This window comes from Corynebacterium sp. TUM25020 (assembly GCF_056388495.1).
In genome coordinates, this window is record NZ_JBWJFG010000001.1 from 318,748 (window position 1) to 339,008 (window position 20,261).

The 20,261-nt window shown below is 59.8% G+C and carries 21 protein-coding genes; 18 read left to right on the top strand and 3 right to left on the bottom strand.

Features of this window, described 5'->3' with window-relative positions; genetic code table 11:
* The first annotated feature begins 7 nt into the window (after positions 1-7).
* The 10 genes from AC05K6_RS01380 to AC05K6_RS01425 all read left to right on the top strand — a co-directional run bounded on the left by AC05K6_RS01380 (position 8) and on the right by AC05K6_RS01425 (position 10,459).
* Complete coding sequence (locus tag AC05K6_RS01380) at positions 8-1,579, top strand: aldehyde dehydrogenase family protein (protein WP_448307592.1); 1,572 nt, start codon at positions 8-10, stop codon at positions 1,577-1,579.
* A gap of 91 nt (positions 1,580-1,670) precedes the next feature.
* Positions 1,671-3,902 carry a Tex family protein gene (locus AC05K6_RS01385; RefSeq protein ID WP_476727558.1) on the top strand — a complete coding sequence of 744 codons (2,232 nt, stop codon included), beginning with the start codon at positions 1,671-1,673 and terminating at the stop codon, positions 3,900-3,902.
* Between the two features lie 113 nt (positions 3,903-4,015).
* Positions 4,016-4,357, top strand: a complete 342-nt coding sequence (rplS, locus tag AC05K6_RS01390) for a 50S ribosomal protein L19 (protein WP_293790022.1) — start codon at positions 4,016-4,018, stop codon at positions 4,355-4,357.
* 85 nt (positions 4,358-4,442) lie between these two features.
* The gene (gene lepB, locus AC05K6_RS01395; RefSeq protein WP_448307594.1) at positions 4,443-5,309 is read left to right on the top strand and encodes a signal peptidase I; all 867 of its coding nucleotides are present in this window, start codon (positions 4,443-4,445) and stop codon (positions 5,307-5,309) included.
* A 6-nt stretch (positions 5,310-5,315) separates the two neighbouring features.
* Complete coding sequence (locus tag AC05K6_RS01400) at positions 5,316-5,942, top strand: ribonuclease HII (RefSeq protein ID WP_473963175.1); 627 nt, start codon at positions 5,316-5,318, stop codon at positions 5,940-5,942.
* Between the two features lie 4 nt (positions 5,943-5,946).
* Positions 5,947-6,252, top strand: a complete 306-nt coding sequence (locus tag AC05K6_RS01405) for a DUF2469 domain-containing protein (protein ID WP_005295294.1) — start codon at positions 5,947-5,949, stop codon at positions 6,250-6,252.
* A gap of 191 nt (positions 6,253-6,443) precedes the next feature.
* Positions 6,444-6,806, top strand: coding sequence for a YraN family protein (locus AC05K6_RS01410; RefSeq protein WP_473963176.1), 363 nt, complete (start codon positions 6,444-6,446; stop codon positions 6,804-6,806).
* 3 nt (positions 6,807-6,809) lie between these two features.
* Positions 6,810-8,339: a YifB family Mg chelatase-like AAA ATPase gene (locus tag AC05K6_RS01415; protein ID WP_448307596.1), complete on the top strand. Its 1,530-nt coding sequence runs from the start codon at positions 6,810-6,812 to the stop codon at positions 8,337-8,339.
* Between the two features lie 3 nt (positions 8,340-8,342).
* Entirely contained in the window at positions 8,343-9,533 is a 1,191-nt protein-coding gene (dprA, locus tag AC05K6_RS01420; RefSeq protein WP_476727559.1) for a DNA-processing protein DprA, read from the top strand.
* Between the two features lie 17 nt (positions 9,534-9,550).
* Positions 9,551-10,459 (top strand): tyrosine recombinase XerC, encoded by a 909-nt coding sequence (locus AC05K6_RS01425; protein WP_476727560.1) that lies wholly within the window; start codon positions 9,551-9,553, stop codon positions 10,457-10,459.
* Here AC05K6_RS01425 and AC05K6_RS01430 read toward each other — a convergent pair.
* Positions 10,434-10,988 (bottom strand): peptidoglycan DD-metalloendopeptidase family protein, encoded by a 555-nt coding sequence (locus AC05K6_RS01430; RefSeq protein ID WP_476727561.1) that lies wholly within the window; start codon positions 10,986-10,988, stop codon positions 10,434-10,436. The two genes, AC05K6_RS01425 and AC05K6_RS01430, sit on opposite strands and share 26 nt — an antisense overlap.
* Before the next feature lie 469 nt (positions 10,989-11,457).
* Between AC05K6_RS01430 and rpsB the strand changes: the two genes are divergently transcribed.
* The 5 genes from rpsB to AC05K6_RS01455 all read left to right on the top strand — a co-directional run bounded on the left by rpsB (position 11,458) and on the right by AC05K6_RS01455 (position 15,640).
* The gene (gene rpsB / locus AC05K6_RS01435) at positions 11,458-12,252 is read left to right on the top strand and encodes a 30S ribosomal protein S2 (RefSeq protein ID WP_293790048.1); all 795 of its coding nucleotides are present in this window, start codon (positions 11,458-11,460) and stop codon (positions 12,250-12,252) included.
* A 170-nt stretch (positions 12,253-12,422) separates the two neighbouring features.
* Positions 12,423-13,241, top strand: a complete 819-nt coding sequence (gene tsf, locus AC05K6_RS01440; protein WP_293790051.1) for a translation elongation factor Ts — start codon at positions 12,423-12,425, stop codon at positions 13,239-13,241.
* Positions 13,242-13,420: 179 nt separating this feature from the next.
* On the top strand, positions 13,421-14,122 hold the full coding sequence (pyrH, locus tag AC05K6_RS01445; protein WP_448308286.1) for a UMP kinase: 702 nt from the start codon (positions 13,421-13,423) through the stop codon (positions 14,120-14,122).
* 60 nt (positions 14,123-14,182) lie between these two features.
* Positions 14,183-14,740: a ribosome recycling factor gene (frr, locus tag AC05K6_RS01450; RefSeq protein WP_293790054.1), complete on the top strand. Its 558-nt coding sequence runs from the start codon at positions 14,183-14,185 to the stop codon at positions 14,738-14,740.
* A 45-nt stretch (positions 14,741-14,785) separates the two neighbouring features.
* Positions 14,786-15,640, top strand: a complete 855-nt coding sequence (locus tag AC05K6_RS01455) for a phosphatidate cytidylyltransferase (protein WP_293790354.1) — start codon at positions 14,786-14,788, stop codon at positions 15,638-15,640.
* A 15-nt stretch (positions 15,641-15,655) separates the two neighbouring features.
* Here AC05K6_RS01455 and AC05K6_RS01460 read toward each other — a convergent pair whose 3' ends face one another.
* Positions 15,656-16,039: a LapA family protein gene (locus AC05K6_RS01460; RefSeq protein ID WP_476727562.1), complete on the bottom strand. Its 384-nt coding sequence runs from the start codon at positions 16,037-16,039 to the stop codon at positions 15,656-15,658.
* An 87-nt stretch (positions 16,040-16,126) separates the two neighbouring features.
* Here AC05K6_RS01460 and rlmN point away from each other — a divergent pair, with 87 nt between their 5' ends.
* The gene (gene rlmN / locus AC05K6_RS01465; RefSeq protein WP_476727563.1) at positions 16,127-17,224 is read left to right on the top strand and encodes a dual-specificity RNA methyltransferase RlmN; all 1,098 of its coding nucleotides are present in this window, start codon (positions 16,127-16,129) and stop codon (positions 17,222-17,224) included.
* Positions 17,225-17,275: 51 nt separating this feature from the next.
* Here the strand turns inward: rlmN and AC05K6_RS01470 are convergent, their stop codons facing one another.
* A complete protein-coding gene (locus AC05K6_RS01470; RefSeq protein WP_293790063.1) occupies positions 17,276-17,680 on the bottom strand; it encodes a DUF2631 domain-containing protein in 405 nt (134 codons plus the stop codon).
* Positions 17,681-17,786: 106 nt separating this feature from the next.
* Between AC05K6_RS01470 and dxr the strand changes: the two genes are divergently transcribed.
* Positions 17,787-19,013, top strand: a complete 1,227-nt coding sequence (gene dxr / locus AC05K6_RS01475) for a 1-deoxy-D-xylulose-5-phosphate reductoisomerase (RefSeq protein WP_476727564.1) — start codon at positions 17,787-17,789, stop codon at positions 19,011-19,013.
* Positions 18,998-20,242 (top strand): M50 family metallopeptidase, encoded by a 1,245-nt coding sequence (locus tag AC05K6_RS01480; RefSeq protein WP_476727565.1) that lies wholly within the window; start codon positions 18,998-19,000, stop codon positions 20,240-20,242. The genes dxr and AC05K6_RS01480 overlap by 16 nt, the downstream gene beginning before the upstream one ends.
* Positions 20,243-20,261 lie beyond the last annotated feature (19 nt).

A 20,261-nucleotide genomic window follows, 5' to 3' on the forward strand; every position in this document is an offset into this window, starting at 1 on the left:
CTCAAATATGAACGCTGCACTCTTCGACCCGACTACCTGCGATCTGCTGGCCGGGGTACACCACAATGAAGGCGCCCCCGCTTCGCTGTTTATCAACGGCAAGTGGGTGCCAGCCAACAACGGTGAGACCCGCACCATCATCAACCCCGCTGATAACACCACGGTAGGAGTGGTCTCCGAGGCCTCCGACGAAGATACGAACAAGGCCATCGCTGCCGCCCGCGCTGCCTTCGATTCCGGTGTATGGGCGGATGTTCCCGCTGTCGAGCGTGGCAAGTTGCTGCTGAAGGTCGCTGAGAAGATCCGCGAGAACAAAGATGACTTCGCCCGTGCAGAAGCAGCCGACACCGGCAAGCGCCTGGCCGAAGCAGAGATCGACATGGATGACATTGCCAACTCTTTTGAGTTCTTTGGCACTCTCGTCCAGCACCAGGCGGGTCGTGTGGTCGATCCGGGTGATGCGAATGTTCGCTCTCGTATCGACGCCGAACCCGTCGGCGTGTGCGGCCTGATCACTCCGTGGAACTATCCACTGCTGCAGGTGGCCTGGAAGGTTGCACCGGCATTGGCGGCGGGTAACTCCTTTGTGCTGAAGCAGGCGGAACTGACGCCACACACCGCGATGATGCTGATGACAGTTCTGAATCAGGTGGGACTGCCCGCAGGCGTGGCGAACCTGATCACCGGCGCGGGCGCCAATTGCGGCAACCCCCTCTCGCAAAGCCCGGACGTGGACATGGTCAGCTTCACCGGTGGCCTTGTTACCGGCAAGCTAATCGCCCGGAATGCGGCGGAGACCGTCAAGCGCGTGGCTTTGGAGCTGGGCGGCAAGAACCCGAATGTCATTTTTGCCGACTCAGACTTCGACGCGGCAGTGGATAACGCGCTCAACGGTGCATTCGTGCACTCGGGCCAGGTGTGCTCCGCGGGTTCTCGCATCGTGGTGGAGGAGTCCATCCACGACGAATTCGTCAAGGCACTCGTGGCCAAGGCTGAGCAGATCAAGATCGGTGGCCCGCTGGATGAGGCTGCCGAGACCGGCGCCTTGATTTCTGCCGACCACCGGGACAAGGTCGCCGCTTACGTCGATCATGCACGTGAGCAGGGCGCCAACATTCTCTGCGGTGGCCGGATCCCGACTGCTGAGGACAACGAGGGTAGCCACGCGACGGGCAACACCGACCTGACCAAGGGCGTGTTCTACCTGCCGACGATCATTGATGGCTGCACTCAGGAGATGGACTGCGTTCACGATGAAGCCTTCGGCCCCACCGTGACCATCGAGACCTTCACCACTGAGGACGAGGCCGTCGCCATTGCCAATGACACGGAGTACGGCCTGGCTGGCGCCGTGTGGACCACGGATGGCGGAAAGGCTGAACGGGTCGCGCGCAAGCTGCGTCACGGTACCATTTGGATTAATGATTTCCACCCCTACCTGCCCCAGGCAGAGTGGGGCGGAATGAAGCAGTCCGGCAATGGCCGAGAACTTGGCCCCACCGGACTGGCCGAGTACCAAGAGCACAAGCACGTTTACACGAATATCGCCCCTGCGGTAACGGGGTGGTTTAAAGGATAGGGTCTGCAGCCGGAGCTGACTGAGTTCACCAACGACGCCCCGGAGTGGGGCGAGGACTTCGGCAAGCAGTAGCCCCTCTAGAATGTGGGGAATGACCGATAGCATCGCTAGCAGCATTGCCCACGAACTTGGGGCGGAAGTTTCTCGCGTCCAAGCGACCATCGATTTGCTCGACGGTGGGGCGACCGTGCCTTTCATCGCCCGCTACCGTAAGGAAATCACCGGTGGCATGGATGATGGCCAGTTGCGCCAGCTTGAGCAGCGCCTCGATTACCTGCGCGAGCTGGCCGCGCGCAAGGAAACAGTTCTGAAGAGCATTGACGAGCAGGGCAAGCTGACCGATGAGCTGCGGCAAAAAATTTTGGAAGTGGACACGAAAGCAAGACTCGAGGACCTCTACCTGCCGTTCAAGAAGTCCCGTCGCACCAAGGCCGCCATCGCGCGGGAGGCGGGGCTTGGGGAACTGGTCGAAAAGCTCCTCACCGGCGGTAGTCCCGAACTGGCGGAAAGCTATGTTCAAGAAGGTTTTGATGACACCGCCGCAGTGATGGCGGGCGCCAGAGCCATCGTGGTTGAGGACATTTCCACCGACGCCGATGTGGTGGGGGAGATTCGCGAGGAGTACTTCCGCCGGGGCCGCGCTGAATCCGCGGTCATCGAGGGCAAGGAGGAGGAAGGCCAGAAGTACCGCGATTACTTTGAGTTCAACGAGCCTTTCGGGGATTTGCCAAGCCACCGCGTGCTAGCACTGCTGCGCGGCGAAAACGAGGGCGTGCTGCGTGTTAACTTCGCCCCGGGGGAGAGCGACGAGTTCTACCAGGGAATCATCGCTGACCGCACTGGGTTGGGGGCGCAGGGGGACGCGGCGGATAAGTTCCGTGCAGAGTGTGTTCGCTTCGGCTGGCGCACCAAGCTGGCCGTGAGCTCTGCGGTGGATGCGCGGATGCGCCTTAAGGAAAAAGCAGACGAAGCGGCAGTCAATGTTTTTTCCAAGAACCTGAAGGATCTGCTCTTGGCGGCACCTGCTGGCCACCGCGCGACCTTAGGGCTCGATCCGGGCTATCGCAATGGAGTGAAATGCGCCGTCGTGGACAGCACCGGCAAGGTTTTAGATACGGTTGTGGTCTATCCACACTCCGGACAGTGGGATAAAGCTCGCACCATTTTGAGCGCCCTCGTGAACAAGCACGGCGTGGAACTGCTAGCCGTGGGCAATGGCACTGCCAGCCGCGAAACCGAGAAATTGGCAAAGGAAATTGCCGGGCTGGCCGAGGGAACGAAGCCCCAGACGGTCGTCATCTCCGAAGCCGGCGCATCGGTGTACTCCGCCTCAGAGGTGGCCGCACAGGAGTTCCCCGATATGGATGTCTCCCTCCGTGGGGCTGTCTCCATCGCTCGACGTCTGCAGGATCCCTTGGCGGAATTGGTGAAGATCGACCCGAAGTCGATCGGTGTCGGGCAGTACCAGCACGATGTGAACCAGGCTCTGCTGGCCGCCGGGTTGGATAGCGTGGTGGAGGATGCAGTGAACTCCGTGGGTGTGGATGTCAACCTTGCCAGCGCCCCGTTGCTCAGCCGAGTCGCAGGTGTTACGCCCACATTGGCCGAAAATATTGTGGCCTACAGGGACGAATACGGGGCGTTTAAGTCCCGCAAGGAGTTGCTGAAGGTTCCCCGTCTGGGGCCGAAGGCTTTCGAGCAGGCCGCGGGCTTCCTCCGCATCAATGGTGCGGCTGATCCGCTGGATGGGTCGGCAGTCCACCCAGAGGCTTATCCATTGGTTCGGCGCATTGTTGAATCCACGGGCGTGCAGGTGCCACAGCTTGTGGGCAACACCGCCGTGCTAGGCAAACTGCGCGCCAAAGACTTCGCCGATGACACATTCGGAATTCCCACAATCACGGACGTTTTAGCGGAATTGGACAAGCCCGGGCGCGATCCACGCCCGACGTTTAAGACCGCCACGCTGGCCGAAGGGATTGAGACCATCAAGGATCTACGCCCCGGCATGGTGCTGGAAGGCACCGTGACGAATGTTGCCGCCTTCGGTGCATTCGTGGATGTCGGCGTCCACCAGGATGGCCTTGTCCACGTCTCCGCAATGAGCAATCAATTCGTCAAGGATCCACACGACGTGGTGAGCTCTGGCGAGGTTGTAAAGGTGCGCGTGGTCGACGTGGATGTGCCCCGCAACCGCATCGGGCTTTCCCTACGCTTGCAGGATGAGCCAAAGGCCAGCGGCAAGCAGGGCAGAAAGAAGCGCCAGCCACAGGGCAGCATGGCCGCTGCACTAAAAAACGCCGGATTTGGTAAACGCCGCTGATCGATGGCATACTACTCAAGTTAATTTCTGTTGTGGGTACGAACCCGTAGGCGCGTGGAACAAGCGAAAAGCCGCGAGGATCCTCTATCCAGACGAGCAAAAGGATTTTATCCATGCACATTCTTGACAAGGTTGACGCAGCTCAGCTGCGCGATGACATTCCTGATTTCCGCCCTGGCGACACCCTGGACGTTCACGTCAAGGTTATCGAGGGCAGCAAGTCCCGTCTGCAGGTTTTCCGCGGCGTTGTAATCCGTCGTCAGAACTCCGGCATCCGCGAGACCTTCACCATCCGTAAGATCTCCTTCGGCATTGGTGTGGAGCGTACCTTCCCGGTTCACTCCCCGAACATCGACCACATCGACGTTCTGTCCCGCGGTAAGGTTCGCCGTGCGAAGCTGTACTACCTGCGCGAGCGTCGCGGCAAGGCAGCCCGCATCAAGGAGCGCCGCTAGTACTTACCCTCTAAGTGCTAACTACCCAGCCACAGTTTCGTGGCTGGGTTTTTTGCTTTTCCTGCCACTGGTATCCTGGCTATTTGTGACTCATCGACAGGAACCGAACGATCCCCAGCAGCTCCCTGGCCAGCCGGGCGAGTACCCCACCCAGCGCCCAGCCCCGGAAGACGCCAATGGTGAACCGAAGGCCGCTGCGCAGCCGGAGGATGGGGCGTCACCTAACAAAAAGAAGAAAGAGAAGCAGAAGAAGACCTACCCATGGTGGGTCGAAATGCCGATCATCATCCTGGTGACGATGCTAGTGCTAGGAGCGTTCAACAACTTCGTTGGCCGCATGTACTTGATTCCTTCCGAGTCGATGGAACCCACTCTCCACGGCTGTCAGGGATGTACGCCCGACCGCATCTTCGTCAACAAACTGGCTTATCGTGGCAACAAGATGCCCGATCCGGGCGACGTAATTGTCTTCGTGGGCACCGAGTCGTGGAATGAAGAATACACTTCCCGTCGCAGTTCCAATGGTGTCGTGCGTGGCCTGCAGAACCTCGGCGCCACCATCGGCATTGTCGCTCCCGATGAAAATACCCTGGTCAAGCGCGTAATTGCCACCGGTGGGCAGACGGTGCAGTGCCAGGAGGGCGACCCGGGAATCATGGTCAACGGTAAGAAGGTCGATGATTCTTACACGATGGATCCGCCCGTCAACCCGATCGACCCCACCATGGGATCTAAGGAATGCCAGGGTAACTACTTCGGCCCGGTTACCGTGCCAGACGATGCCGTCTGGGTCATGGGCGATAACCGCACCAACTCCCTGGATTCTCGCGCGCACATGGGGGATGAGCACCAGGGCACCATCCCGGTGGAAAACATCGTCGGCGAGGTCGAGTCCATTCTGTTGCCAGTTAACCGTATCGGTGGCGTGGACTCCCTGCCGATCCAGGGCTAAAGCTCCTTGGAACGCGAGTTAGAAGCCGCGGGGCTGGGGCCCGTAGCGGGGGTGGACGAGGCCGGTCGTGGCGCCTGCTGCGGGCCGATCTCCATTGCGGCGTGCATCCTCCCCGCTGATTTAGACGGTGCGGGGCTGGAGCGGCTCACCGATTCGAAGAAGCTGACTGAGAAGACCCGCGAGCTCCTCTTTGAGGTCATCAAGGATGTCGCCGTGGCGTATTCGATTATCCACATCAGCGCCGCGGATATCGACAGTTTTGGTATTCAGCACGCCAATGTTTCCGGCATGCGTCGCGCAGTCGCGGCATTGGACGTTCAGCCGGGGTATGTGTTGACCGACGCGGTCAAGGTGCCGGGACTTCCTATGCCACACCTGCCAGTGATCAAAGGCGACCAGATGGCGAAATGCATTAGTGCGGCAAGCGTGCTGGCAAAGGTTTCCAGGGATCGAGTGTTGCGAACCCTCGACGAAGAGTTCCCGGGGTATGGTTTGGCTAGTCACAAGGGCTATGGCACCAAGGCACACATGAACGCGGTGAGTCTGCATGGTGGCACCCCTTATCACCGCTACAGTTACAAGAACGTGGCCGCTGCGCATCGGCAGTGGCTAGAGGGAAAGGATCGAGGGTAAGTCCGTGAGCGCTGAGGAACTAGACGACTACGAAGCTAACGTCGAATTGTCGATGTACCGCGAGTACCGCGACGTGGTCAGCCAGTTTTCCTATGTGGTGGAGACCGAGCGCCGCTTCTACCTGGCCAACGCCGTCGAGCTGATTCCCCGTAACTCCGGCGGCGAGGTGTACTACGAAGTCCGCATGTCCGATGCCTGGGTGTGGGATATGTACCGGCCTGCCCGCTTTGTCCGTTATGTTCGCGTCATTACCTACAAGGACGTCAACATCGAGGAACTCGACAAGCCCGAGCTGCAACTGCCAGACTAACCAGTAACTTTCCCTTCTTATTCACAGCCCAGAGGTTATCCACAGACCCCTGGGCTTTTGCTTTTCCCTTCTTGTTTGGCGACGCCCCCTCGCGTGGATAATGCTCCACACTTGTGAACCAGGTGCTGGCCGTGAAAGAGCCGGTGCCGATCGAAAAGGTAGGGGACGCGAGGAAGTGAGGGGAAGCGACAGTGCCAACGGTGAACAAGCGGCGGGTGGGTAACGCAGGGGAAAACCTAGCCGCGGAGTATCTGCAGCGGGCGGGATATGAGGTACTGCAACGCAATTTCCATACTCGTTACGGGGAGTTGGATATAGTTGCACGCACGCCTGAGGGCGATCTCGCCTTTATCGAGGTGAAGTATCGCACCTCGGACTCCGATGGGGGCGGAGTGGCAGCAGTCGGTCCGCGGAAGCTGCGGCGGATACGCACCGTGGCTGGCCTGTGGCTGGAACAGAATCGCGAGGGGGTGCGCTTTTCCGGGGGAATGCGCGTGGATGTGATCGACGTTGGTCCGCAGGGCGTGCGGGAGCATGTCCAGGGGGTGTGGTGACCGATGGCCGTAGGGCATGCGCAAGCGCTGGCGTTGGAGGGGACGCGGCGGACGGTTATTACCGTCGAATGTGATGTGAGCAGGGGGCTTCCCGGCATCTCGATTGTGGGTATGGGGGATACCGCGGTGGTGCAGGCGAAGGATCGCATCCGCTCGGCGTTAAAGAACTCGGGCGTGGCGTGGCCGGGGTCGAGGACGGTGATGAGTCTGTCACCAGCTGGGTTGCCGAAGCAGGGGGCGGGATACGACCTGGCGATGGTGTGTGCGATGCTCTCCGCGGTTGCGGAGGACGCAGTGGTGGCTGGCAGATTGTCTGCAACTGTCCTAGTGGGGGAGCTGGGACTCGATGGGCAGATTCGCCCAGTACAAGGGGTGTTTGCTCTCGTATTGGCCGCGGCGATGGAGAGATTTTCCACGGTTGTGGTTCCGGCGGGCAATGAGGCAGAGGCTGCCGCTGCGGCGGAGGCAGCGGAGTCTGCGGTAACGGTGCTGATAGCCCGCAATCTCGCTAGCGTTATCGAGTGGTTAAGAGGCGGAGACTTACCGGAAGCACAACCAGGGCAACAGGTGCCTCCCCGTGAGGTGGGGGATCTGGCGGAGGTGTTGGGACAACCGGCGGCACGCCGGGCAGTGGAGGTTGCTGCGGCAGGCGGACATAACCTGTTGCTTATTGGACCTCCGGGAAGCGGCAAGTCCATGCTGGCCGAGCGGTTGCCAGGAATCTTGCCGCCAATGAGCGATAGCGAGCGCGTGGAGGCTGCCATCGTGCATTCTTTAGCGGGGGTCAAGGGGAATCTTCCGGAGGTGCTTGCTGGCCGAAGGCCTTTCATCGCCCCGCACCATTCTGTGACTCCAGCGGCATTGATTGGTGGAGGACGTGTGCCAGTTCCCGGAGCGGTGAGTCTCGCACACCACGGTGTTCTATTTCTCGATGAGGTCAGTGAGGCGCGCCGGGACTGCCTCGACACTCTGCGCGTGCCCATGGAGCTGCGCCGGGTAGAGCTTGTGCGTGCACAACGGATTTCGACTTTTCCCGCGGATTTCCAGCTGGTATTAGCCGCGAATCCCTGTCCGTGCGGGGCAGAGCTGGCCATTGACTGCACATGTCCTTCCGGAACCCGGCTCAGATATCAGGCGAAGCTTTCCGGCCCGCTTCGCGATCGGGTGGACGTGTTTGCCCGCACTACGGGGCGACCGCAGATAGCGGGGCTTAAAAACTCGTCTGAGTCCACCGCGGTGGTGGCAGAGCGGGTAGCTGCAGCGCGGGATCGTGCGCGTCAGCGATGGGGCACAGCCAGCAACGCCCTGGTACCCGGAAAGGATTTGCGGGAGGTGGGAGTAGATGAAGCCGGTGAGTTGCTGCTCGAGGACATGCTTCGAACAGGCACTATCACCCAGCGGGGCGTTGACCGCACCATCCGTGTGGCGTGGACACTCGCGGATCTGGAGTCTGCACCCGCGCCACATCTGGGGCATATCAGTGACGCGGTGGAACTCTTCGGAGCAGACCAGGAACTAACGGAGGTGGCATAAGCCATGACAACCACTGACAATCTCTATGAGTGGGCCTATCTGCGACGCGTCGTGGAAGCTTCCCGGACTGATGTGCTGGACTTGCTCTGGCCGGATGGATGGGAAAAGGCTGGGGCGTCGCAGGTTAAAGTGGTCGCCGAGGCATTGGCGCGCCGGGGTGGCAGACTGCCCGATGAACTGGCCGACGCGACTTCACAGCGATATGAACAGGATCCATCAAAGGACATTGAGCTGGCTGCTGCGCGCGGCTGGCGACTTGTCACACCCGAGGACGATGAATGGCCGGAGGAACTTAGCGCCAGCTTCATGCGCATGGCCAATTCAGGTGCAGACCATGATTCTTCCGTGCGCGGACAGGCCGCCGCGCCGTTTGCGCTGTGGGTGCGTGGAGATATTCGCCTGGATGTTGCCGTGCGACGCTCCGTCACCGTCGTAGGCACACGCGCGGCGACGCGCTACGGCGAGCAGGTCACGCAGTCTTTCACTGGAGATCTGGCCGATGCGGGTTTTAGCCTGATCTCCGGGGGTGCGGTGGGAATCGATGCACTTGTCCACCGGGCGGCTCTGCAGTCTAAAGCGCCTACGGTGGCGGTGATGGCCTGCGGTTTGGATATTCCTTATCCCAAGGCTCACACAGAGCTATTCGAGCACATCATTGCCGCAGGGGGACTGGTGATCAGTGAGTATCCTCCTGGCACTCCGCCTGCGCGCCACCGTTTCCTTACTCGTAACCGCATCGCCGCAGCACTTGGCCAGGCGACTTTGGTGGTGGAGGCGCCCCTTAGGAGCGGGGCGCTCAACACTTTGAACTGGGCGGAGGCCTTCGTTAAACCAACTTTCGCGGTGCCTGGGCCGGTGACCTCGCATGCGTCATTGGGGTGCCTCGACCGTATTCGCACCTCGCGGGCCACGCTGGCAGTCAGCGCCCGAGACTTGATTGAAGATCTAAGCCCCCTGGGGGAGCAGATGAGTCTGGGGTTTGTCGAAGAAGATCGCTCGTCTCTTCTGAGCTGGGAGCAGACAGCCATTTTTGACGCCGCAGGTTTGCCCTCCGGTCGGGGGAGCGAAGGTCGGCTGTCTCAATTGGTGGAAGCCACCGGTTTGCCAGCTCGTACGGTGATCCGCTGCCTACGCGACTTGGAAGCGATGGGCAGGCTTCGCAGAGAGGCGGACTGCTGGATTAGGGTTGAGTGACCGGCTACATTAGTCACATGAGCAACTCCCGTCCCGTCGGCAACAAGGCATCGTTGAGTGCTGCACTGGACGATTATGAACAGCACCTCCGCCATGTGGTGGGGCGCAGCGAGAACACCATTCGCGCGTATCGCCGAGACCTTGATAACGCCCTGGAGGGGCTGGAGCGGATCGAGGAGTTTGATCTCGACCGAGCTCGTGATGTTCTCGGCTGGGCGGTAGACAGCGGGGCAAGTCGAGCAAGCCTTTCCCGTCTCGCCTCCAGCATGCGGGGCTTTGGAGCCTTCCTGGCACACCGTGGGTTCGTTAGCGCTAATCCCGTTGCCGCGCTTAAAGCACCGAAACCGCAGCGAACGCTCCCGCGAGTACTGCGCGCCGACCAGGCCTCCGAGCTGCTCGACGGGCTGCGCGCCGAGCCGGAAGATGCCACACCTACCGGCATTCGCGACTGGGCCATGGTCGAGCTCCTCTACGCCACGGGTATCCGTGTATCTGAGCTGACAGGGTGTGATGTCGACGACCTTGACTTTTCCAACAACCTCCTGCGTGTCACGGGTAAGGGAAAAAAGACGCGGGTCGTTCCTTTCGGAGCCACAGTGGTGTCAGCGCTGGAGCAGTGGCTATCCGTGCGCAAAGAAATGGCAAAAGAAACTTCGGCGCTCTTTGTCGGAGTGCGCGGCAAGCGCATCGACCCCCGTCAGGTTCGCAATGTGGTGAACAGGGTCACTCAGGCAGGACCCGGTCCGAAACTTTCCCCCCACGGTCTGCGACATTCTGCAGCCACTGCAATCCTTGAAGGCGGAGCTGATCTGCGCGTCGTCCAAGAACTGTTGGGGCATGCGAATATGTCCACCACGCAGATTTACACCCACGTAGGTACCGAACGTTTGAAGGCTGTTTTTAACCAGGCACATCCCAGAGCCTGACGCGCACACTGCCGAGCAGCGTCATCGGGTCTATATACTTTCGCTCCTTGCCCTCAATACGCGCGCCCCACGACAGTCCTGGTGATGTACGGGCATAGTCCGGCAGGGCTGTGGCATCCGCAAGCACGCCGATGGGCTCACCCCGGTGTACCTGTTGTCCTGCTTTTACCCGAGCCAGCACCGGTTCATACGTCGTGCGGATACCGTCCGAGTGGCTAATGGAAACCACAGGAGTGCCTGCCACCACGCCGGCAAAGGCTACAATGCCGCCCCGGCTCGCCACGATGACCTGCCCGGGAGTTGCCTGGAGATCCACACCCCGGTGCCCGGGCTTCCACGCCTGATCGGGTATGTCCGCAGCACGGAGTACCGTCGCATCCTTGGAAGTGGGTAGACGATGAGAACGCACAATCTGGGTGGAATGCTCCGGAAATGAAGCACTGGGGACGGCAGGAGACAGGGGAGCGGCATACAACAGGGAAACCGTTGCAAAAGCGCTGTACAGGACACGTGAGAACCAAGGGGTCATGGTTATAGATGATGTGTGGGGGCGTCACCAAAAAGAAAGAGTAAGCGAACGAGTTTGTGGATAAGTCAAAGTTGTCCACAGATTGCGTGCGACGCGCGGTGTAGTGGACTTGTTTTAGCTGCGTGAAAGGGGGTAGTGTTGCAAGCGCAGTATGTCCGGATTCGTCTCTGCACCGCTCAAGGAAGTGCAAGTGGTTTCGCGAAGACCGCGGGGTGAAGCAAGGCTACTGACTACGCGTAGATAATTCGCACCCCACACAATGGCTCACCAGCACGGTCCCGTAAGCGGGCGAACATGGCGAGCCACAGCTACATCGGGGAATATCTGCCAGGATGGTGCATAAGCCACCCACGTACAGTGAGTGTCGAGTGCATCGTGAAGAAAACCGTCAAACCCTAAACTTTGAAAGCGAGGAAGGGGCGGCGCCGGCCACATGGTCGGCTAGAAGAAGATACGCCCCTGTAACACCATGGCTGTTGTTACTATGCGCGAGCTGCTGGACGCTGGTGTCCACTTCGGTCACCAGACCCGTCGTTGGAACCCGAAGATGAAGCGCTTCATCTTCACCGACCGCAACGGCATCTACATCATCGACCTGCAGCAGACCCTGACCTACATCGACGAGGCATACGAGTTCGTCAAGGAGACCGTTGCCCACGGCGGCAACATCCTGTACGTCGGCACCAAGAAGCAGGCTCAGGAGGCCGTTGCTAACGAGGCAGAGCGCGTGGGCATGCCTTATGTCAACCACCGCTGGCTCGGCGGTATGCTCACCAACTTCCAGACTGTTGCTAAGCGTCTGCACCGCCTCAAGGAGCTGCAGGCAATGGACGCAGCTGAGGACGGCTACAAGGGCCGCACCAAGAAGGAAGTTCTGATGCTGACCCGCGAGCGCAACAAGCTGGAGCGCGTTCTGGGCGGTATCGCGGACATGACCAAGACCCCGTCCGCACTGTGGATCGTCGACACCAACAAGGAGCACATCGCTGTCTCCGAGGCACAGAAGCTGAACATCCCGGTTGTTGCCATCCTGGACACCAACTGCGACCCGGACGTTGTCGACTACCCGATCCCGGGCAACGACGATGCAATCCGTTCCGCAACTTTGCTGACCAGCATCATCTCCTCCGCTGTTGAGGCTGGCCGCCAGGCTCGCGCTGAGCGCCAGGAGGCTGCTGCTAAGGAAGCTGCTGGCGACGCCGAGAAGGCGCCGGCCGAGGCTACCGAGGCAGAGGCTGAGAAGACCGAGTCTTCCGAGGCATAGGCTGCTTTTGGCCAGCGAATAGCGCCCACCCCCGTATGGGACACAGTTTTAGACCCGTGTCCGACGGGCGTGGGCGTTACTTGTAACCTAGGCTGGAAAACAGGACTGATTTTAAAAACTGTTATTTCAGCCACTATGAAACACTTCCACCAGAAGGAGGATCGCCCCACATGGCGAACTACACCGCTGCAGACGTAAAGAAGCTCCGCGAGATCACCGGCGCCGGCATGATGGACTGCAAGAAGGCCCTGGAAGAAGCCGCAGGCGACTTCGACAAGGCCATCGAGATCCTGCGCATCAAGGGTGCTAAGGACGTCGGCAAGCGCGCAGAGCGCTCCGCTTCCGAGGGTCTGATTGCCGTTTCCGGCAACACCATGATCGAGGTTAACGCTGAGACCGACTTCGTCGCTAAGAACTCCGAGTTCATCGAGTTCGCCGACAAGGTCGCGGCTGCCGCTGCAGAGGCTAAGGCTAACTCCCGCGAAGAGCTCGAGGCAGTCGAGGTTGATGGCCAGAAGGCAATCGACGCCCTGCAGCAGCTGTCCGCAAAGATCGGCGAGAAGCTGGAGCTGAAGCGCGCCACCACCATCGAGGGTGACAAGGTTGCCGTCTACATGCACCACCGTTCCGCAGACCTGCCGCCGGCAGTCGGCGTACTGGTCTCCTACGAGGGCGATGACGAGGGCGCAGCTAAGGCTGCCGCTATGCAGGTTGCCGCTCTGAAGGCTAAGTTCCTGAGCAACGACGAAGTTCCGGCCGAGACCGTCGCCAAGGAGCGCGAGATCGCTGAGGCTACCGCTCGCGAGGAGGGCAAGCCGGAGAAGGCTCTGCCGAACATCATCGAGGGTCGCCTGAAGGGCTACTTCAAGGACGTTTGCCTGCTGGATCAGCCGTCTGTCACCGAGTCCAAGAAGTCTGTTAAGCAGGTTATGGACGAGGCTGGCGTGACCCTGAAGGGCTTCAAGCGCTTCGAGGTTGGCCAGGCTTAAATAGCCACCAGGCTTAGCTACAAAAGTCCCCGCACCGATAGGGTGCCGGGGACTTTTTCTGTTGTAGAGGTGGGGTAAACTGGCCACCAGTTTGAACCACGTCGAAAAATCGAAACTGTCGAAACTAAGGAGCAACTACGGTGACTACAGCCGAAAACCGTGAAGGCTACAAGCGCGTCATGCTGAAGCTGGGAGGTGAGATGTTCGGCGGTGGCAAGGTCGGCATCGATCCCGATGTTGTGCAGAATGTCGCGCGTCAGATCGCCGAGGTCTCCAAGTCCGGCGTGGAAGTAGCGGTGGTAATCGGCGGTGGCAACTTCTTCCGTGGCGCTGAATTGCAGCAGCGGGGCCTGGATCGTTCCCGCTCCGATTACATGGGCATGCTCGGCACGGTCATGAACTGCCTGGCTCTGCAGGATTTCCTGGAGCAAGAAGGCGTGGACTGCCGCGTACAGACCGCTATCCAGATGACGCAGGTGGCGGAGCCGTACCTCCCGTTGCGCGCATCTCGTCACCTGGAGAAGGGGCGTGTTGTTATCTTCGGTGCAGGTATGGGTATGCCGTACTTCTCCACTGACACCACCGCTGCTCAGCGTGCCTTGGAGATCGGTTGTGAGGTGCTGCTTATGGCCAAGGCTGTCGACGGCGTATACAGCGACGATCCGCGCACGAACCCGGATGCGGAGTTGTTCCACGAGATCACTCCGTGGGAGGTTATCGAAAAGAGCCTAAAGGTTGCCGACGCCACCGCGTTCTCCCTTTGCATGGACAACAAGATGCCGATTCTGGTGTTCAATCTACTGACCGAGGGCAATATTGCCCGTGCCGTCGCCGGCGAGCGCATCGGCACCCTCGTCGACAGCAATGTCAGCGCAAACTAGTGCCAACACGATCCCGACACCTCAACACTTTCCCCACCATAGGCTGGTAAATTCTTAAACATGATTGACGATATTCTGCTTGAGTCCGAAGAGCGCATGACCAGCTCTGTGGAGCACGCCCGCGAAGACCTGACGACCATTCGTACCGGTCGCGCGAACCCGTCTATGTTCAACGGCGTGGTAGCTGAGTACTACGGGGTTCCCACCCCGATCACCCAGATGGCTACCATTAGTGTGCCGGAGCCGCGCATGCTGCTGATCAAGCCCTACGAGCAGTCCACCATGGGAGAGATCGAGAACGCTATCCGCAACTCCGACTTGGGCGTCAACCCCACCAACGATGGCCAGGTGCTGCGTGTGACCATTCCGCAGCTTACCGAGGAGCGTCGTAAGGACATGGTCAAGATGGCTAAGTCCAAGGGCGAGGATGCAAAGATCGCCATCCGTAATATCCGCCGCAAGGGCATGGAACAGCTGGGGAAGATCCAGAAGGACGGCGAGGCCGGCGAAGACGAGGTTCGCGCAGCCGAGAAGGATCTGGAAAAGATCACCCACAGCTACGTAGAGCGCGTCGACGAGCTGGTTGAGGCCAAGGAAAAGGAACTGCTGGAGGTTTAGCTCTCCTGCACTCTTTTGTGCCCGCGCAAGAAAGGCTCTGTACCCATCTCTGCTCGCCCGAAACCAAAGAACGGTCCCGGCCGTGACCTCAAGCAGGCTATAGCCGTTGGAGTTTTTCTAGGGGCCATTGCCATCGCGGGGCTGTTCACGCCCTTTGCGTGGTACCCCCTGGTCGCCCTTGCCATGTCGCTGGCCGTCTACGAAGTATGGCGACGTCTGTACGAGGGCGGGTATGTACTGAACCTTCCTGTGCTCTTCCTAGGCGCACAGGTGATCGTGTGGCTATCCTGGCCTTTCGGACCAACGGGAGCCCTGGCGGGCTTTGTTATCAGTGTGCTGATGGTAATGGTCACGCGTCTTTTCCACTATGGGCGCTCCTCACCACCGCATAACTACCTGCGGGATACCGCGGTCGGCATTTTCGTTCTGACCTGGATCCCGCTGTTCGGCAGCTTCGCCGCGATGCTCTCGAGAATGCAGCGCGATCACATTGACGGTTGGGCTTTCATTGTCACATTCATGCTGTGCGTTGTCGGCTCCGACGTGGGTGGATATATCGCTGGTGTGCTCTTCGGATCCCACCCAATGGCGCCTGCCGTCAGTCCGAAGAAGTCCTGGGAGGGCTTCGTCGGTTCGCTTATTCTATCCACCGCCATTGGCGTGGCGTGTGTGACCTTGCTTCTTTCCGGCCCGTTCTGGATCGGCTTGTTACTCGGGCCCGGCCTTGCCTGCTGCGCCACGCTCGGTGACCTCGTGGAGTCGCAGTTCAAGCGCGATCTCGGCATCAAGGACATGTCAGGAATGCTGCCGGGACATGGTGGCCTCATGGATCGCCTGGATGGCATGCTGCCATCGGCGATGATCACCTGGGTCGTGCTGAATATGCTCAGCGGTGTGTAGAAGGCGGAAGTGTAGTTACTCCCGAACCTGCTTTCGTAGCTGTACGATGCGCACGCCTCCAACCAGCGCCATAATCAGTGCTCCGATGATCGCTGCGATCAGCATTCCCACGCCAATTGGGAAGGTCATCGTCCATGCAAAGAGCTGCAGTTCGGCGGATTCTTGATTCTGGAGGATGAAAACGAGCAACACAATCAGCAGCAGCACACCGACGATCAATCCGACCCACGTGGTGCCCGCCAGGGACTTCTTAACCTCGCGATGCTCTGGCTTTTGTACCGGTGCTGGAGTTGGTGTTGGGGTCGGTGCCGACGTTGGTCGTTGTACCGGTTCTGGCGTCTTTTCTGGTGACGCCGACTGCGGTGTCGGCTCGGGCTGCTGATTTAGGTTCTCGTTCATACCCACCATTCAACGGCAAAAGCACCCTGGGTTCAGATTTCGGCGATGTGAGGGTTACCCCCGGCCCGTGCAATAATGGGGCGCATAATGGCTACACCAGTGAAACTTCAGTTTGCAGCACCCAAAAGGGGAATGCCGCCGGCGCATATGGCGGATTTTGATTCGGAGACCTTGCAGCAGAAGGTCCAGGAGCTCGGTTTGCCGAAGTTCCGGGCAGATCAGATTCGGCGTCAATACTTCGGCCGCCTGCAAGGCGACCCGATGAAGATGACGGATCTGCCCGAGGCGAAGCGCGCAGCGGTGAAGGAGGCGCTGTTCCCAGAGCTCATGCAGCCCATCCGCAACATGGAGGCCGACGACGGGGAGACGCGGAAGACCTTGTGGCGCTTGCACGATGGCACGATGCTGGAAAGCGTTCTCATGCGCTACCCGGATCGGGCGACGTTGTGCATTTCCTCTCAGGCCGGCTGCGGTATGGCCTGTCCCTTCTGTGCGACGGGGCAGGGCGGACTGGACCGTAACCTATCCATCGGTGAAATGGTGGAACAGGCTCGCGCAGCCGCTGAGGTAATGCAAGGCGAGGGCGGGCGCCTCTCCAATATTGTTTTTATGGGTATGGGTGAGCCGCTGGCGAACTATAAGCGCGTGGTCGAGACTATCCACAAGATCTCCGCTCCAGCTCCGGATGGCTTTGGCATTTCCCAGCGCAACATCACTGTCTCGACGGTGGGGCTGGCCCCGGCAATTCGCAAATTGGCGGACGAGCAGATGAAGGTTCGTCTGGCGGTTTCGCTCCACACTCCGGACGACGAGCTGCGCGATGAACTCGTTCCCGTCAACAACCGTTGGTCGGTGGAGGAGGTACTGGATGCTGCCCGTTATTACGCCGACACCTCCGGGCGCCGCGTTTCCATCGAGTACGCCTTGATCCGCGATATGAATGATCAGCCTTGGCGCGCCGACCTACTGGGCAAGAAATTGCGTGGGGCGCTGGGCACGAAGGTGCATGTGAACGTTATTCCACTGAACCCAACTCCAGGCTCGAAGTGGGATGCCTCGCCAAAGGAAAGGCAGGATGAGTTCGTCCGCCGTGTGGAGGCTCAAGGTGTGCCCTGTACGGTGCGTGACACCAAGGGGCAGGAAATTGCCGCTGCCTGTGGCCAGCTAGCGGCAGAGGAACGGTAAAAAACTGCGCAGGCTGTTGGGAGCCTGCGCAGTGTAAGGGGGGAGCTAAAACTAGCGGGTTACCGATGCCGGATCGATGTTCTGTGCACGCAGCTCATCGTCGGACAGGTTGGAGTATGCGCCCGTGAGGTTCAGCTGGTCAGCGGACCATACCGGCTCTACGTGCCCCTCGGGCTTGTTGCGAGCGGTCACAGTCTTGCGGGGCTTGCCCAAAGACGGACGAGCAGCCCACAGACCCACACCGAGAAAGACCACAACTGCCAGGGCGATCAGCCAGATGTTTTCCACATTGCCCTTGTGGTTGCCGAACAGCATGCCCAGCAAGAACAGGCCGCCGATAACACCGGCGGTGATGATTCCGCGACGCGGAAGCTCGCTCCAGCCCCAAGCCGCAGACGGAACGTCCGCGGTGGATACGCCGTTGTAAACTTCAGCTTCCTTAGAGTGGTGCGCCACCGTTTCCTCCTGAAGGTCAAAAAAATCTATCTCTCGTATTTTGACACATCGCGCCCGGTTTTTCCCTATCCGGACGTGTGCGTGCCCAGGAAAGTACCCAATTTAGGTGTGGAGGCGGGGCGTCCAGAAGAAAAGAAATAGAATAGGCCGCGTGAAAAAGCGAGTAATAGTCCTTGGCAGCACCGGTTCCATCGGCACACAGGCACTAGAGGTCATAGCGGATAACCCGGAGCGATTCGAGCTTGTAGGCATCTCCGCACACGGCTCCAAACCCGACGTGTTGGCGCAGCAGGTGCGCGAGTTTGGCCTGGACCTGCAATGCGTTGCTGTGGCCTCGGCGCGCACGGCGGATTGGTTGGACGGGGAATTCGGCAGCCGTTGCATCCGCGGGAAGGACTCCGCCCGCATGCTGGTCGAGGAAATCGGCCCGACGCTGGGGGAGAGCGACGTCATCCTTAATGCCCTCGTCGGCTCTTTGGGGCTTGACGCCACGTTGGCGACACTCGGCACGCAGGCCAAACTCGCCCTTGCTAACAAAGAATCGCTCGTCGCTGGCGGCCAGCTCGTGTTGAAAGCCGCGGACTCGGATCAGTTGATTCCCGTGGATTCTGAACACTCTGCAATGGCTCAGTGCCTCCGTTCAGGGCGGGTAGATGAAGTGGACTCCCTAGTTCTGACAGCTTCCGGCGGCCCGTTCCGTGGCTATACGCGTGCGCAGTTGGAGGACGTCACTCCGCTGCAGGCCGCCAACCATCCCACCTGGTCTATGGGGCAAATGAATACTCTGAACTCGGCCACCATGGTGAACAAGGGCCTGGAGCTCATTGAAGCAAGCCTGCTGTTCGGTATTCCCGCGGAAAAGATCGAAGTGACCGTTCACCCGCAGTCGATCGTGCACTCCATGGTTACTTTCATCGATGGTGCGACCATCGCTCAGGCCTCCCCACCATCGATGAAGCTGCCGATCTCGCTAGCTCTCGGCTGGCCGGATCGAATTGCCGACGCCCAACCCAAGCTGGACTTTTCCGGTGCCACCGACTGGCACTTCGAGCCCTTGGACGATGATGTCTTCCCGGCCGTGATGTTGGCGCGCCAGGCAGTCACTTCCGGCGGCACCATGCCTGCGGTCTATAATGCAGCGAACGAGGAAGCTGCTGTCGAGTTCCTAAACGGCAGGCTTAGCTTCCCCCGCATCGTGGATACGGTCGCAGCAACCATGGAGGCCTGCCAGCACCTGTCCGCCGAACCCAATGACTTGGAGGATGTGCTGGCCGCGGAGCGCGAAGCTCGGGCGAAGGCACACGAAAGGATGGCCACGTGGCTTTCGGACTAGGGGTACTTCTCTTCGCTCTAGGCATTGCCCTTTCCATCGCCCTGCACGAGGCAGGGCACCTTATCGCCGCCCGTATGTCCGGCATGCGGGTGAGGCGCTACTTCATCGGCTTTGGCCCGACGCTCTTTAGCTTCCGCAAGGGACACACTGAGTACGGGCTGAAAGCCATACCCCTCGGCGGCTTTTGTGACATCGCCGGCATGACGAAGCTGGATGAAATGACCGACGAGGAGCGCCCGTACGCCATGTACGACAAACCGGCGCACCGTCGCATCTTCGTGATGCTCGGCGGCATCATCATGAACATCCTTCTGGCACTGGGAATTCTCTATGGAGTGGCTCTGGCCTGGGGACTGCCGGATCGCAGTGTGGTCTTCACCCCCACCGTCGAATCCACCCAGTGCGCCCCGGCAAAGCAAAATGCGGACGGCACATTGCAGAAGTGTACGGGTGACGGTCCGGCGGCGGAGTCGGGCGTCAAGACCGGCGATACATTCCTTTCCGTCAACGGCGAAGAGACAGAAGATTTCCAAGCCTTCACCAAGGCCATTGCTACCGAGGCCGAGCGCGCAAGCGACGACGGCAAGAAGGTCGGGGATCGCATTACCGTCCCCGCAGTCGTCGATCGCGGTGGTCAGCACAAGAATTTGGATCTCCAGATTCAACTTGTTGAGCGAGTAAACTCCGCGGGCAACACCATGACCTCAGGTGCTGTCGGCATTCGGGCGAAGCGTCCACAGCTCGTGATGAATCACTACAATCCCGCCAGCGCAGTCGGCGGAACCCTGGCCTTTACCGGGGGAATGGTCAATGACACTTTCCACGGACTCATTGAGCTGCCACAGCGCGTGCCCGGCGTGGTCGAATCCATCTTCGGTGGCCACCGTGCCGATGATTCTCCCATGAGTGTGGTGGGTGCTTCTCGCGTTGGTGGAGAGTTGGTGCAGTACCAGCAGTGGATGAGCTTCCTTTTGACCTTGGCGAGCCTGAATCTCTTCCTCGCCGCCTTTAACCTGGTGCCGCTGCCCCCGCTGGACGGCGGTCATATTGCCGTAGTGATCTACGAAAAGATTCGGGATTTCTTCCGCCGTTTGCGCGGTAAGCAGCCGGGTGGTCCTGCTGACTACACCAAGCTCATGCCCCTGACCTATGCGGCCACAGCGGTTTTGTTGGTATTCGGCATCATTGTCATCATCGCCGATGTAGTGAACCCAATCCGGATCTTCTAGATTCTCGCGGTAGAATCGG

Bases quoted from the DNA above. Each gene is read 5' to 3' on its own strand.
- AC05K6_RS01425 (WP_476727560.1), top strand. From the start codon at position 9,551: ATGAGCAACTCCCGTCCCGTCGGCAACAAGGCATCGTTGAGTGCTGCA.
- AC05K6_RS01415 (WP_448307596.1), top strand. From the start codon at position 6,810: ATGGCCGTAGGGCATGCGCAAGCGCTGGCGTTGGAGGGGACGCGGCGG.
- rplS (WP_293790022.1), top strand. From the start codon at position 4,016: ATGCACATTCTTGACAAGGTTGACGCAGCTCAGCTGCGCGATGACATT.
- rpsB (WP_293790048.1), top strand. From the start codon at position 11,458: ATGGCTGTTGTTACTATGCGCGAGCTGCTGGACGCTGGTGTCCACTTC.
- AC05K6_RS01430 (WP_476727561.1), bottom strand. From the start codon at position 10,988: ATGACCCCTTGGTTCTCACGTGTCCTGTACAGCGCTTTTGCAACGGTT.
- AC05K6_RS01385 (WP_476727558.1), top strand. From the start codon at position 1,671: ATGACCGATAGCATCGCTAGCAGCATTGCCCACGAACTTGGGGCGGAA.
- pyrH (WP_448308286.1), top strand. From the start codon at position 13,421: ATGCTGAAGCTGGGAGGTGAGATGTTCGGCGGTGGCAAGGTCGGCATC.
- AC05K6_RS01460 (WP_476727562.1), bottom strand. From the start codon at position 16,039: ATGAACGAGAACCTAAATCAGCAGCCCGAGCCGACACCGCAGTCGGCG.
- frr (WP_293790054.1), top strand. From the start codon at position 14,183: ATGATTGACGATATTCTGCTTGAGTCCGAAGAGCGCATGACCAGCTCT.
- dprA (WP_476727559.1), top strand. From the start codon at position 8,343: ATGACAACCACTGACAATCTCTATGAGTGGGCCTATCTGCGACGCGTC.
- AC05K6_RS01380 (WP_448307592.1), top strand. From the start codon at position 8: ATGAACGCTGCACTCTTCGACCCGACTACCTGCGATCTGCTGGCCGGG.
- tsf (WP_293790051.1), top strand. From the start codon at position 12,423: ATGGCGAACTACACCGCTGCAGACGTAAAGAAGCTCCGCGAGATCACC.
- rlmN (WP_476727563.1), top strand. From the start codon at position 16,127: ATGGCTACACCAGTGAAACTTCAGTTTGCAGCACCCAAAAGGGGAATG.